Origin of the sequence: Streptomyces sp. YPW6 (assembly GCF_018866325.1) — a bacterium.
Classification (GTDB): Bacteria; Actinomycetota; Actinomycetes; order Streptomycetales; family Streptomycetaceae; genus Streptomyces.
Map to the genome: position 1 here is coordinate 3,018,954 of NZ_CP076457.1, position 13,082 is coordinate 3,032,035.

Annotated in this window: 12 protein-coding genes and 1 pseudogene; 10 read left to right on the forward strand and 3 right to left on the reverse strand. The window is 74.2% G+C overall.

The genetic code is table 11. The features are described from left to right. Positions 1–166: 166 nt before the first annotated feature. Together KME66_RS13145 and KME66_RS13150 are read right to left on the reverse strand one after the other, a co-directional pair. Positions 167–610, reverse strand: a complete 444-nt coding sequence (locus tag KME66_RS13145; protein ID WP_216322052.1) for a Zn-ribbon domain-containing OB-fold protein — start codon at positions 608–610, stop codon at positions 167–169. Beyond that, positions 607–1,059, reverse strand: coding sequence for a DoxX family membrane protein (locus tag KME66_RS13150; protein WP_216322054.1), 453 nt, complete (start codon positions 1,057–1,059; stop codon positions 607–609). Before KME66_RS13150 ends, KME66_RS13145 begins: the two co-directional genes overlap by 4 nt. Before the next feature lie 293 nt (positions 1,060–1,352). Here KME66_RS13150 and KME66_RS13155 point away from each other — a divergent pair, with 293 nt between their 5' ends. The 10 genes and pseudogenes from KME66_RS13155 (at position 1,353) to KME66_RS13200 (ending at position 11,894) form a co-directional block, all read left to right on the forward strand. Next, positions 1,353–2,549: an NAD(P)/FAD-dependent oxidoreductase gene (locus KME66_RS13155; protein ID WP_216322055.1), complete on the forward strand. Its 1,197-nt coding sequence runs from the start codon at positions 1,353–1,355 to the stop codon at positions 2,547–2,549. A gap of 218 nt (positions 2,550–2,767) precedes the next feature. Further along, a complete protein-coding gene (locus KME66_RS13160) occupies positions 2,768–3,115 on the forward strand; it encodes a VOC family protein (protein WP_073219891.1) in 348 nt (115 codons plus the stop codon). Positions 3,116–3,337: 222 nt separating this feature from the next. Then, a pseudogene (locus KME66_RS13165) lies at positions 3,338–4,296 on the forward strand (AraC family transcriptional regulator). 353 nt (positions 4,297–4,649) lie between these two features. Continuing rightward, a complete protein-coding gene (locus KME66_RS13170) occupies positions 4,650–5,972 on the forward strand; it encodes an HlyD family efflux transporter periplasmic adaptor subunit (RefSeq protein ID WP_216322057.1) in 1,323 nt (440 codons plus the stop codon). A 44-nt stretch (positions 5,973–6,016) separates the two neighbouring features. Further along, on the forward strand, positions 6,017–6,826 hold the full coding sequence (locus KME66_RS13175) for an ABC transporter ATP-binding protein (RefSeq protein WP_216322059.1): 810 nt from the start codon (positions 6,017–6,019) through the stop codon (positions 6,824–6,826). After that, positions 6,823–8,025, forward strand: coding sequence for an ABC transporter permease (locus KME66_RS13180; RefSeq protein ID WP_216322061.1), 1,203 nt, complete (start codon positions 6,823–6,825; stop codon positions 8,023–8,025). The genes KME66_RS13175 and KME66_RS13180 overlap by 4 nt, the downstream gene beginning before the upstream one ends. Positions 8,026–8,326: 301 nt before the next feature. Then, complete coding sequence (locus KME66_RS13185; RefSeq protein WP_216322063.1) at positions 8,327–8,947, forward strand: DUF5666 domain-containing protein; 621 nt, start codon at positions 8,327–8,329, stop codon at positions 8,945–8,947. Continuing rightward, positions 8,944–9,672 (forward strand): response regulator transcription factor, encoded by a 729-nt coding sequence (locus tag KME66_RS13190; protein WP_073219874.1) that lies wholly within the window; start codon positions 8,944–8,946, stop codon positions 9,670–9,672. Before KME66_RS13185 ends, KME66_RS13190 begins: the two co-directional genes overlap by 4 nt. A 1-nt stretch (position 9,673) precedes the next feature. Further along, positions 9,674–11,200, forward strand: coding sequence for a cell wall metabolism sensor histidine kinase WalK (locus KME66_RS13195; protein WP_216322066.1), 1,527 nt, complete (start codon positions 9,674–9,676; stop codon positions 11,198–11,200). A gap of 166 nt (positions 11,201–11,366) precedes the next feature. Then, complete coding sequence (locus KME66_RS13200) at positions 11,367–11,894, forward strand: hypothetical protein (protein ID WP_216322069.1); 528 nt, start codon at positions 11,367–11,369, stop codon at positions 11,892–11,894. A gap of 36 nt (positions 11,895–11,930) precedes the next feature. On the opposite strand, the gene KME66_RS13205 is transcribed toward KME66_RS13200, so the two are convergent. Continuing rightward, positions 11,931–12,809, reverse strand: a complete 879-nt coding sequence (locus tag KME66_RS13205; protein ID WP_216322072.1) for an NAD(P)H-binding protein — start codon at positions 12,807–12,809, stop codon at positions 11,931–11,933. Positions 12,810–13,082: the final 273 nt, after the last annotated feature.

Here is a 13,082-nt window from a genome sequence, read left to right on the forward strand (position 1 = left end):
TCAGCAGCCGCCGGCGGCCGTGGCGTACCCCGGGAACACGGCCCAGCCGACCGCCCGCCTGTTCCGGCGCCCGTCCGCCGTGGGCATCAACTGCACAGGCCTGTTCAACCCGGCGCACTCGCCCTCGTCCTCGTCGTCGTTCCCGGCCCGCCCCCGTACCGGCCGGTCAGGTTCCGGGCCGGAAGACCGCCACGGCTTCGCCGCGGGCCTCACCGGGCTCCCCCGCCTCCCGGAAGGCAACGGTCAGCCGCATCCCGACGCGCAGGGCCTCGTGCGCGCACTCCACGATCTCCGTCATCATCCGAGGCCCCTCCACGAGGTCGACGACCGCCGCGACGTACGGGACACGGGAGCCGAAGGGCGGCAGGTCGTTGCGGTGCACGACGGACCAGGTGTACAGCGTCGCCTCCCCGCTCGCGGACTCCCAGTCCACGTCCTCGCTCCAGCAGTACGGGCAGAACTCGCGCGGGTAGTGGTGGGCCCGGCCGCATCCGGCGCAGCGGCGGATCAGCAGCCGTCCTTCCGCCGCCGCGTCCCAGTACGGGCGGGTGAAGGCGTCCGGCTCGGGGAGGTCGAAGCGCGGGGCCGCAGCGGCGCGTTCGGCGCTCACAGGAACAGCCCGAACGCCGCGTCCAGTGACCAGGTCTGCCACGCCATCGCGAACAGGGCCACGAGCGAGATCAGTGCCATCATCGCGTTCTGCCCCTGCTCGGCCCAGTCGTGGATCATCAGGGTCAGGTAGAGGAGGTTGAGCAGGAGACCGGCCGCCAGGGCGACCGGAGTGAGGAATCCGGTCACCAGCCCGAGGCCCAGCGCCAGTTCGGCGTACACGACGACGTACGCGATCAGTTTCGGACGGGGTGCGACGACCCGTTGGAAGCCGGTGCGGATCACCCCCCAGCGGTGCTTGCCCGCGACATCCGCCGCCCAGGCGATTCCCGTACCGCGCTCGAACCAGCCCCTGCGGTCCTTGTGGCGCCAGCTCTCCAGCCACCACAGGCCGAGGCCGATGCGCAGGACGGCCAGCCACTCCGCTCCGTCGAGCCAGATCGTCTGCATCGGTCCTCCATTCACATTTCCTGACGGTACGTCAGTCCACCGGACGGAGGTCGCCCGCGCAAGAGGCCCGCACCCTTCCCGTCACAGGCGTCCGCACCCCCTGCACCCCCCGCGCCTCCCACTCCCCCACTCCCCCACTCCCCCGGACCTCCGCACCTCCGGACGGGCCTGCGGCGCGGGCGCCGCGCGGACACCCGGACGTCACGGCGCACCGCACTCTTCGTGATCAATTCGCAATCGATTTCCCTCTTGACCGAGACCCATCAACAGTGGGGCCGATTACGCTCCGAACCATGCCGAACAGTCCGTCCTCCGCAGCCAGTCACGACGCCGTCGCCCTCACCGACCGTACGGAGGTCCGCCCCGTCTACGTCATCGGCGGCGGCCCCGGCGGTCTCGCCGCCGCGGCCGCGCTGCGCGCCCGGGGCGTACGGGCGGTGGTCCTGGAGAAGTCGGACCGCGTCGGGGCGTCCTGGCGGGGCCACTACGACCGGCTGCACCTGCACACCACCCGCCGCTGGTCGGCGCTGCCGGGGCTGAGGATGCCGCGGAAGTTCGGGCGCTGGGTGGGCCGGGACGACGTGGTGCGGTACCTGGAGAAGTACGCCGAACACCATGAGCTGGAGGTGGTGACGGGCGTCGAGGTGACCCGGGTCGACCCGGCGCCCGACGGCTCCGGCGACTGGTGGCTCACCGCGACGGGCGGGCGGATCCTGCGGGGCCGCGCGGTCGTCGTCGCGACCGGCTTCAACCACACCCCCCGCATACCGGACTGGCCGGGACGCGACACGTTCACGGGCGAGCTGCTGCACGCGGCGGCGTACCGGAACCCGGCCCCGTACGCCGGCAAGGACATCCTGGTCGTCGGCATCGGCAACACCGGCGCGGAGATCGCGGCGGATCTCGCCGAGGGCGGCGCGTCCGCGGTGCGCATCGCGGTCCGGACGGCCCCGCACATCGTCCGCCGCTCCACCGCAGGCTGGCCGGCCCAGGCCACGGGCATCCTGGTCCGCCGGCTGCCGGTGCGGCTCGTCGACCGCGCCGGGGCCGTGATGTCCCGGATCGCCGTGCCCGACCTGACCGACCGGGGCCTCCCCCGCCCCGCCACCGGGCTCTACTCCCGGGTCCGTGAGGGAGCGATCCCGGTGCAGGACGTCGGGCTCGTCGACGCGGTGAAGAGCGGCCGGGTCACCCCCGTGCCGACGGTCGCCTCCTTCGACAAGGACACGGTGGTCCTGGCCGACGGCACCCGGATCACCCCGCACGCGGTCATCGCCGCCACCGGCTACCACCGCGCGCTGGAACCGCTGCTCGGACACCTGGACGTCCTGGACGGGCGGGGCCGGCCGGTGGCCCACGGCGGCCGGTCCCCGAAGGGAGCCCCCGGGCTCTACTTCACCGGCTTCACCAACCCGATCAGCGGGATGCTCCGCGAAATGGCCCTGGACGCCGAGAAGATCGCCAAGAGGGTGGCCCGGTCGCCGCGTTGAGGGCGCGCCGGGGCGGATCCGCCCGTCGGTGACGGTGCCGGTGGGTAGGGTCCGATCCAGGGCGTCGTCCGCGGCCTGTCCGCGACGGCCGGCCCGAGCCGGACCGACCCGAGCCGGACCGACCTGAGTCGAACCGGCCCGAGCTGACCGAGCTGAGCCGAACCGACCTGAGCTGAACTGGCCTGACCTGGCTCAGGCCTTCTCCAGAGGAGCCGATGATGACCATTCGCCGTGTCGTGCCCAACCTCCGGACGGAGGCGGTCGAGGAGAACCGGGACTTCTACGGCCTGCTCGGCTTCGAGGAGGTCATGAACCTCGGCTGGATCACGACGGTCGCCTCCCCGTCCGGCCCGCAGGAGCAGGTCAGCTTCATGACCCACGACCTGACCGGCCCGGTCGTCCCCGATCTGAGCGTCGAGGTGGACGACGTGGACGCGGTGTACGCCGCCGTACGGGCCCGGGGCGCGGAGATCGTCCACCCGCTCCAGGACGAGGAGTGGGGCGTGCGGAGGTTCTTCGTCCGCGACCCCGACGGCCGTGTGGTCAACGTGCTGAGCCACCGCTGAGCCCCGGGCCCGGCCGACGCCCGTCCCGCCGGCGCCCGTCCCCGTCGGCGGGCTCCACCCCGTAGTCGCGCACCCGTCGGCGGGCGTCGCCCCGTAGTCGCGCACCCGTCGGCGGGCGTCACCCCGTAGTCAGGCACCCGTCGGCGGGCGTGACCCCGTCGTCGCGCACCCGTCGGCCGACGCCCGTCCGGAACCGGGCCTCCGCTGCCTAGGCTGGGCGGCATGGACGTGTTCGACGAGCTGTTGCGGGGCGTACGGGGCCGGGGGGCGGTGTTCGGCCGGTCGGTGCTGCGCGCCCCCTGGTCGCTGCGGTTCACCGACGGGGCGTATCTGACCCTGTGCCTGCCGTTGCGGGGGGCGGGGTGGATCGTGCCGGAGGGCGGCGAGCCGCTGCGGGTGGAGGCCGGCGAGGCCGCGGTCGTGCGGGGCCCGGCCCCCTTCGTCTTCACCGACGCACCGGCGGACGGTCCGGGGCCGGGGCGGGCCGACGGCGTACGGGAGGTGCGCTGGGACCAGGTCCGGGACAGCGGTGCGACAGCGGACGGTGTCCCCGAGTTCGACTGCGCCACCGTGCTGTTGGCCGCCGCCTATGACGTACAGGAGCAGCTTCCCCAGCGGCTCCTGCGGGCGCTTCCCCCGGCCCTCGTGGTGCCCGACGAGGAGGACTGCTCACCGTTGCGCGACTATCTGGAGGCGCAGCTCGGCCGGGGGCGGCCGGGCGACCAGATCGTGCTCGACCGGCTGCTGGACTGGATGCTGGTGTGCACGCTGCGGGACTGGTTCGACCGGCCCGAGGCGAACCCGCCGGGGTGGTACGGGGCGCTCGGGGACGAGGTCACCGGCCCGGCCCTGCGGGCGATGCACCAGGACCCGGCGCACCCCTGGACGACGGCGGAGCTGGCGAGCCGGGCGGGGGGTCGCGGACGACCCTGGCGAAGCGGTTCACCGAGCTCGTCGGGGACGGTCCGGTGGCGTATCTGACCGAGTGGCGGATGACGCTGGCCGCCGACCTGCTGTCCCGCCCCGAGCTGACCGTGGCGGCCGTGGCCCGCCGGGTCGGCTACGCGGACGCCTTCGGGTTCAGCGCGGCGTTCAAACGGGTGCGCGGCGAGAGCCCGAGTGCGTTCCGGCGGGAGGCCCTGGCGTCGGGGCCGGTGGAGGCGGCGGCGCCGGCGGGGTGAGCCTGCGGGACCGGACCGGACCGCAAAGGCGCGGGAGCCGGCGGCGCCGTCACGGCGCGGGAGCCGGCGGTCCCGGACAGATGCGGGAGCCGGCGCCGCCACGCAGGCGCGGGAGCCGGCGGTGCCGTACAGCCGCGGGAGCCGGCGGTGCCGTACAGCCGCGGGAGCCGAAGCCGTCGCACAGAGGCGTGAGCCGACGCCGCCCAGGCACGGGGCCGACGCCGCCGTACAGGTGTGGCCGCCTGCGGCGCAGCCGGGACCGGTCCGGGGCGGCGAGGGAGTTTTGCTCGTCTCCCAGGTTCCTCCCAGGCTCCTCCCAGAGGTGACCGAGGCAGGGCGTCCAGGCTCGCGGCATGAGATCACGTGAGCGCAGGACGTTCCTGGTGAACGCGAGCCTGGCGGTCGTGCTGGTGGCCGTGGTCGGTCTGTCGTACGCCTTCGCGGGGGACAGCGACGCCACCGGGAGCACCGTCCGCACGAGCCCGGTGGCGCGGGGCAGCGTGGAGCGCACGGTGTCGGCGGCGGGGTCGCTGGAGAGCACGCGGACCGACGAGCTGAGTTTCGGCGCGTCGGGCACGGTGACGAAGATCGGTGTCGAGGTCGGCGACACGGTGAAGGCCGGTCAGGTCCTGGCGACGATCGACGCGGCGACGAGCCGGTCTCAGCTGACCGCGGCCGAGGCGCAGGCCAGTGCGGCGGAGAGCGCGCTGTCGGCGGCGACGTCGAACCTCACGGCCGCGCAGGAGCGTCTCGCCCAGGCGCAGACGGACTCCGGTACGCCGGAGGACGAGGGACAGAGCGGCGGACCCGCGGGGACCAAGGCGGGTTCGGTGGCCGCGGCGCAGGCGGACGTGGAGTCCGCGCGGGCTCAGGTCGCCAACGCCCAGGCGCAGCGTTCCTCCGCGCAGGCCGGGGTGACGGCGGCCGAGGAAGCGGTGGCGAACACGTCGCTGAGGGCGCCGAGGGCGGGCACGGTCGTGCAGCTGAACGGTGCCGTCGGGCAGGTGGTGGGCCAGAGTTCGGCCGCCGCTGGTTCGTCGTCGGTCTCGGCGTCGGGCGGCAAAGGCTCGTCCACGGCGAACGGGCCGGACACGGCGGCAGCGGGGACGACGGAGGGCGCCGCGACGGCCGGCGGGTTCGTCGTCGTGAGCGACCTCGGGCACTTCCAGCTCACCGCGCAGGTGAACGAGGCCGACGCCGCCCTGGTCAAGACCGGCCAGGCGGCCGAGATCACGGTGAGCGCGGACCAGACCTCGGTGGAGGGGAAGGTCGCGACGGTCGATCTGGTGCCGACGGACGCGGCGGGTGTGAAGCAGTACGGGGTGCGGGTGTCGATGGACACCACACCGAAGGGTCTGCGGCCCGGGCAGAGCGCGTCGGTGACGATCTCGGTGGCGGCCGTCCACGACGTGCTGGCGGTGCCGGCCGCGGCGGTGAAGGGCACCGGGTCATCGGCGTCGGTGACGGTCGAGCGGGACGGCAGGCAGGTTCCGGTCGAGGTCCGGGTGGGTGTGCGCGGGGACGCGCGGGCGGAGATCACCTCGGGCCTGAAGGAGGGCGACGTCGTGGTGCTGCCGTCGGTGGCCACCGGTGGCGGTGGCTCCGAGGGCGGCGGCCGGGGCTCCGGCGGCGGTGGCGGTGGCGGTCGGGGCGGCGCGGGCGGAGGCCGCGGATGAGCGAGCACCACACGGCCGCTCGGCCGCACGGGCGGAAGCGGCGGATGAGCGAGCACCACACGGCCGGCCGGCCACACGACCCCCGGGAGCCGGGCCCGCCGCGGCGTCCCGTCCTCGATGTCCGGCAGCTGACGAAGTCCTACGGCAACGGCACCTCCCGGGTGCGGGCGCTGCGTGAGGTGTCACTGGAGGTGGAGGCGGGCGACTTCGTCGCCGTCATGGGCTCCTCCGGCTCCGGGAAGTCCACGCTGATGAACATCCTCGGCTGCCTCGACGTCCCCACCGGCGGACGCTACCTGCTGGACGGGACGGACGTCAGCCGTCTCGACGAGCGGCAGCTGTCGCTGGTACGCAACCGGAAGATCGGGTTCGTGTTCCAGTCGTTCAACCTGATTCCCAGGACGCCGGCGCTGGCCATCGTCGAGCTGCCGATGGCGTACGCGGGTGTGGGCCGGGCCGAACGGCGGTCGCGGGCGCTGGCGGCGCTGGAGGTGGTGGGCCTGGCCGAGCGGGCCGGTCACCGTCCCAACGAGCTGTCGGGCGGCCAGCAGCAGCGGGTCGCGGTGGCCCGTGCCCTGGTGACCTCGCCGGCGCTGATCCTGGCCGACGAGCCCACGGGCAATCTGGACAGCCGCAGCACGGCGGACGTACTGGACGTGTTCGCCGAACTCAACAGTCTGGGGCGCACGATCGTGCTGATCACGCACGAGGACGAGGTCGCCGCCCGGGCCCGCCGGGTCATCCGCCTGGTCGACGGCGGGATCGTCCAGGACGACCGCGTGGCGCCTCCCGTGACGACGGCACCCGGGTACGGCCAGGCGGCAGCCGGCGCGGACCGGGAGGCCGTGCGATGAACGCGTGGGAGATCGTGCGGTACGCCGCCGGCGGGATCGCGGTCAACAAGCTGCGCTCCGCCTTGACGATGCTGGGCATCCTCATCGGGGTGGCCTCGGTCATCCTGCTGGTCGGTGTCGGCCACGGTGCCTCGAAGCAGGTGCAGGACAGCCTGCAGGCCCTGGGCACCAACACGCTGACCGTCTCCCCGGCGCGCGGCGGCCAAGGCACGGCCGGGGTGCGTCCGCTGACGCCGCAGGACGCCGAGGCCCTGGCGGACAGGGCCGCGGTGCCGGACGTCGCCGCCGTCGCACCGGTGGTCCAGGCGGCGGGTACCGCGACGGCCGACGGGGCGAGCCACGCCATCCCGCAGATCGTGGGGACACGGCCGCAGTGGTTCTCCATCACCAACAGCGCCGTCGCCCAGGGACGCGCGTTCACCGAGGACGAGCTGGCGCAGGGCCGCAAGGTCGTGGTCCTGGGCCGCAGTGCGGTGAGCGAGCTGTTCCCCGGAGCCGACCCGGTGGGGCGGCGGATCGTGGTGCAGGGCGTGCCGTTCGAGGTGATCGGTGTCCTCAAACCGAAGGGCACCGCCGGTGCGCAGGACGCCGACGACACCGCGATCGCACCGCTGACCACCGTCCAGGCCACCCTGACCGGCTACGGCGCGGTCAGCCAGATCGTGGTGCAGGCGCGGTCGGCCGACCTGCTGGGACCCGCGCAGGCCCAGGTGAGCGCGGTCCTCGACGCCCGGCATCACATCACGGAACCCGCCCAGGCGGACTACCGCATCCTGAACCAGGCGCAGCTGCTGGAGACCCGCACCGAGGCCACCCGGACCTTCACCGTCCTGCTCGGCGCGGTCGCGGCGATCTCCCTGCTCGTGGGCGGCATCGGGATCACCAACATCATGCTGGTCACGGTGACCGAGCGGATCCGGGAGATCGGCATCCGCAAGGCGATCGGGGCGCCCAGGAGCGTGATCCTGAGCCAGTTCCTCGTCGAGGCCACGCTGCTGAGCGTCGGCGGCGGCCTGCTCGGGGTGACGGCCGCACTGGTCGCGTCCCGGTTCACCCTGGCCGGCGTGGAACCGGTCCTGACCTCGGGGCCGATCGCGCTCGCCTTCGGCGTGTCCGTTCTGATCGGCCTGGTCTTCGGGAGCCTTCCGGCCGGCCGAGCCGCCGGACTGCGCCCCATCGAGGCTCTGCGCCACGAGTAGACCCCACCCACCCCCGCGCGGCCCCCGCCCTCCCGGTCCTCCACCGCTGCGCGGGCCTTCCCACCCGGTCCTCCGCCCTTGCACGACCCCCTCATCCGCCCGGTCCCTTCCCGCCCTGTCCCCGCCGCTGTCCTCCGCCCCTGCGCGGGCCCTCGCCCGCCCTGTCCCCGCCGCTGTCCTCCGCCCCTGTTCCCCGCTGTGTTCCCTCCCGCTCCCGCTCCCCACTCCCCGCTTCCCGTCCCCCGTTCCCCGCTTCCCGCTTCCCGCTTCCCGCTTCCCGCTTCCTCTGGAGTTGATCACGATGTCCCGTCCCGACCCGTCCTCCGCCCCGCAGGAGTCCCCCCGCCGCACCGAGAGCGCGCTTCCCGGCGAACTGCTGGCCGCACCGCACTACCAGGACGACCTGGACGAGCAGTCGGCCGGGGCCCGCCGCGGGCCGGGAAGGCTCACGCTCGCGCTCGGCGCGGCGATCCTGGCCGTCTGCGGCGTCGCGGGCGGCATCGCGATCGAGAAGGCCACGGCCCCCGAGCCCACCGCCCGTTCCCAGGCAGGAGGCCGGGCCGGAGGCACGGGCGAGCCGTCGGGGCAGCGCGGCGGCGGCGGGGCAGGCGGCCGTGCGGGCAGCGGTGGAGGTGGCGCTGGAACGGTCATCGGTACCGTGGAGCGGATCGAGAAGGGCACGGTGTACGTGAAGACGAGCGACGGGAAGACGGTCGAGGTGGCGACGACCGGCGACACGCGGGTGCAGGTCACCAGGGAAGGCAGCACCGAGGACCTCGCCTCCGGCCAGACCGTGGCCGTCAGCGGGGAGCGGGCCGAGGACGGCTCCCTTTCCGCCACCGTCATCAGCCAGGGCAACCCCGCCCGGGGCCCGGGCCGCAGCGGGCCCGCCAGGAACGAGGACCGGGAAGACCCCTCATGACGCACCCCGCACCAGTCCGGCACACCGCCGGACCCGAAGCGCGCCTGCTCGTCATCGAGGACGAACCCAACATCCTGGAACTGCTCGCCAGCAGCCTGCGCTTCGCCGGATTCCACGTCACCGAAGCGGCCGGCGGCAACGAGGGCCTGCGCAGCGTCGAGGCGGCCCCGCCGGACCTGGTCATCCTCGACGTGGCCCTGCCCGACATGGACGGCTTCACCGTCATCCGCAGGCTCCGCGGCGCCGGCCACCACGTACCGGTGATCTTCCTCACCGCACGGGACGCCACTGCCGACAAGATCAGCGGCCTGGCCCTGGGCGGGGACGACTACATCACCAAACCGTTCAGCCTCGAAGAGACCGTGCAGCGCATCCGCGCCGTCCTGCGCCGTACCGCCGCCCACACCGGCACCCGGAGCACCGCACTGCGGTACGACACCCTGGAGCTGGACCCGGCGGCGCACCTCGTGCACCGCGACGGCCATCGCGTCGAGCTGTCCGCGACCGAGTTCCGGCTCCTGCGCTATCTCCTGCTGAACCAGGAGCACGTGGTGTCCAAGGCCCAGATCCTCAGCAACGTCTGGGAGGACGACTTCACGGGCGACCCCTCCATCGTCGAGTCCTACATCTCCTACCTGCGCAGAAAGCTCGAACCCCACGGCCCCCGCATGATCCACACCGTTCGCGGCGTCGGATACGTCCTCCGGCTCGACCGGGCGTCCTGACGTGCGCCCCACTCCGGCCCGCCCACCGCGGGAGCTGCCCGGCGGGGGGATACGCGGCGTCCTGTCCCGTATCCCGCTGCGGGTGTACCTGGTCACCGTGGTGACCGTGCTGCTCACCCTGGCGCTGACCGGCGCGGGGTGGGCGGCCGTCGAAGTGATGAGCGGCCACCTCACCGACCAGGTCGACACCAAACTCGAACAGAACGCGAAACGGGTCGCGGCCCGCGCCGAAGCCTCCGGGACCCTGCGGGCGCTGCCCGAGCCCGGCGCCGAACCCGGCCGGGGCCCCCTGGTCTCGACGACCTCGCTGATCCAGATACGGGACAGCCGCGGCACGGTCCTCGCGCAGACGCCGGAGCCCGGCGACGACCCCGCCCTCGCGCTCCCCTCGATCGCGCCCGGGACGGCCCCCGGCCAGCCCTTCACCGTCCCCGGAACGCCCGCGCAGGGCCATGCCTGGCGCGTGACCCTGCGCGGCATGGACGCGACGGGCCACACGGTCCTCGTCGCCGTCAGCCTCGAAGACGTCGAAGCCACCCTCGCCCGGCTGGAGAGCGCCATCCGGCAGATCGGCCTCGTCACCGTCGTCCTGCTCACCGTCATCGCCCACCTGGTCATCCGGTTCTCCCTGCGCCCGCTGCAACGCATGGAGGCGACGGCGGAGGCCATCGCGTCCGGAGACCTCTCCGCCCGGGTGCCCGAAGCAGGGCCCCGCACCGAGGTCGGCCGGCTCGGCAACGCCCTCAACGGCATGCTCAGCCAGGTCGAAACCGCCTTCCAGGCGCGCCAGGCATCCGAGGCCGCCGCCCGCGAGGCCGAGCGCCGCATGCGGCGCTTCGTGGCCGACGCCGGCCACGAACTGCGCACCCCCCTCACCTCCACCCGCGGCTACGCCGAGCTCTACCGGCAGGGAGCCGTCCGGGACCGCGAGCACCTGGACCGGATCATGCGCCGCATCGAGGACGAGTCCGTTCGCATGTCCTCCCTCGTCGACGACCTGCTGCTCCTCGCCCGCCTCGACCGCGAACCCGAGGAGGAACACACGGCCGTCGACCTGCACCCCCTCCTCGCCGACGCCGTGCAGGACGCCCGTGCGGCCCAGCGGGACCGCACCCTTCGCCTCACCCTGCCCCCCGCCCCCGGGCCGGAAGGCGCGTACAGCGGCACCACCGTCCACGGGAACGAGGCACGCCTGCGGCAGGTCCTGGCCAACCTGCTCGGCAACGCCCTCCACCACACCCCGCCGGGGACCGCCGTCGACGTCCGCCTGGAACACCACGGCACCCGCACGGGACGGTGGGCCGTCGTCGACGTGGCCGACGACGGCCCCGGCATGCAGCCCGGCCAACTCGCCCGCGTCTTCGAGCGCTTCTACCGCGCGGACCCTGCCCGAAGCCGCGACAGCGGCGGCGCGGGACTGGGACTGTCCATCGTCCGGGCCATCGTCACCCAGCACCAAGGACACGTACAGGCGCACTCCACCCCCGGTCAGGGCACCGTCTTCCGCGTGTGGCTCCCGCTGCGCTGACCACGCCCGGCCGCAAGGTTTGCCGTCCTCCCAGGCGCCTCCCAGCCACCTCCCCGGCTCGGTCCAGGACGGCGCTGTTCGATCGGTCCACGCCCCGACCCCTGCGCTGTGGAGTTGCCGTGCACACCCTGGAGACATCACCGCCCCTCCGCCCCGCGGCCCGGCCGTGAACCGGAACCGGAACCCGGTGCCGCTCTCGTCGCAGGGCCCCACCGAGAAGACGCACCCGGCCCGGCACCGCGCCCCCCGGCCGGCCCCAAAGGAGGAGGCGGACGGGGACGGGGCCCACCGCCATCCCGCGGACTGGCTCGCCTTCCGGACCCTGTACCGGCACACCTACCTGCGGTACGCCCGGGCCCGCGGCTGCACGCAGCGAGAGAGCGCCCTCGCGGTCGAGGCGGTCTTCTCCGCCCTCGCCGACACTTGGCCGCAGATCCTGAGCAGCCCCAGCCCCGAGCGGGTCGCGTGGCGGACGCTCGGACGCGCGCTCGGCCACGCCGTGGGCACGGACCGGCAGAGAACCGCGGAGCGGCCGAGGCCGGGAGCCACGCGGGACCAGGAGGAGGCGCAGATCCTCTGCCACGTCATGGCCCTGAGCGTCCGGGAAGCCGCCGCACTCACGGGACGGTCGGAGGCGTCCGTCCACAGCGCGCTCCGTGCGGCGGCACGCGGCCTCGGGGCGCACCGGGAGTAGCCCGGTGACCGGACGGCCCGGTCCGGCGTGCCGGCGTCAGCTCCAGACCCCCCGCGCCGCCGCTCCCCGGACGAAGTCGGCGAAGCCGCGCGGCTCCCGGCCGAGTGCCCGGCGGACGCCGTCCAGGACGGGGGCCTCCCGGCTCGTGGTGATCGGCTCCAGCGCGTCGGTCCACAGACCGGCCTCCCCGTCCGTGAAGCCCTGGGCGGTGAGCCCCGCCCGGAAGACGGCGGCGTCGACGGGGACGTACGCGGCGCGCTTCCCGGTCTCCTTGGCGATCTCGTCCAGGACGTCGGCGATGCCGAGGGCCCGGGGGCCGGAGAGCCCGTACTCCCGACCCGCGTGGCCGTCCTCGGTGAGCGCGGCGACGGCCACGTCCGCGATGTCGTCCGCGTCGACGAACGCGGCCTTCCCGTCCCCGGTGGGCAGGGCCAGTTCCCCCTGGCGTACGCCGTCGAGGAAGACGCCCTCGCTGAAGTTCTGGGCGAACCAGCCGGGCCGCAGGATCGTCCAGGTCACCCCGGAGGCGCGGACGGCCCGCTCCCCCTCGCCGTGCGGTCCGCCGTCCTCGTAGGAGGGGCCGAAGTAGCCGGGCTCGTCCGTGCCCCGGGCCGAGAGCAGCACCAGCCGCCGCACCCCGCTCGCGACGGCCTGTTCGACGAAGGCGGGGGTCGGGGAGGGCGAGGCGTCGAGCGGGGTGATGTACACGGCGGTGACACCGTCCAGGGCGGCCTGCCAGGTGGCGGGGTCCGCCCAGTCGAAGGGGGTGTCCCCGGACCGCGAGGCCGCCCGGGTCTCCACCCCCAGCTCGCGGAGACGGGCCACCACCCTGCGGCCGGTCTTGCCGGTACCGCCGGTCACGAGTACGGGCCCCGGCACGGAGGTCGCTGCTGCGGTCGTGTCTGTCTGAGTCATGGCACCAGCCTCACCGGGCGGGCGGCCCCCGCCCATGGCTCAGCGTCCCGGAGAGATGTCCGAGCGTCCGGCACCCCCGCGCCGGGCCGCGCGGCCACACCCACACCCACACCCACACCCACACCCATGCCCATGCCCATGCCCACGGTCACGGTCACGGTCACGCCCACGCCGGCGCCCACGTCCGCGCCACCGGCCCGCGCCGATACCCCGTCCCGTTCACCCTCCTGCCCCAGCGACGAGAAGGAGGACGGACCGGAGCCCGCGCCCCCT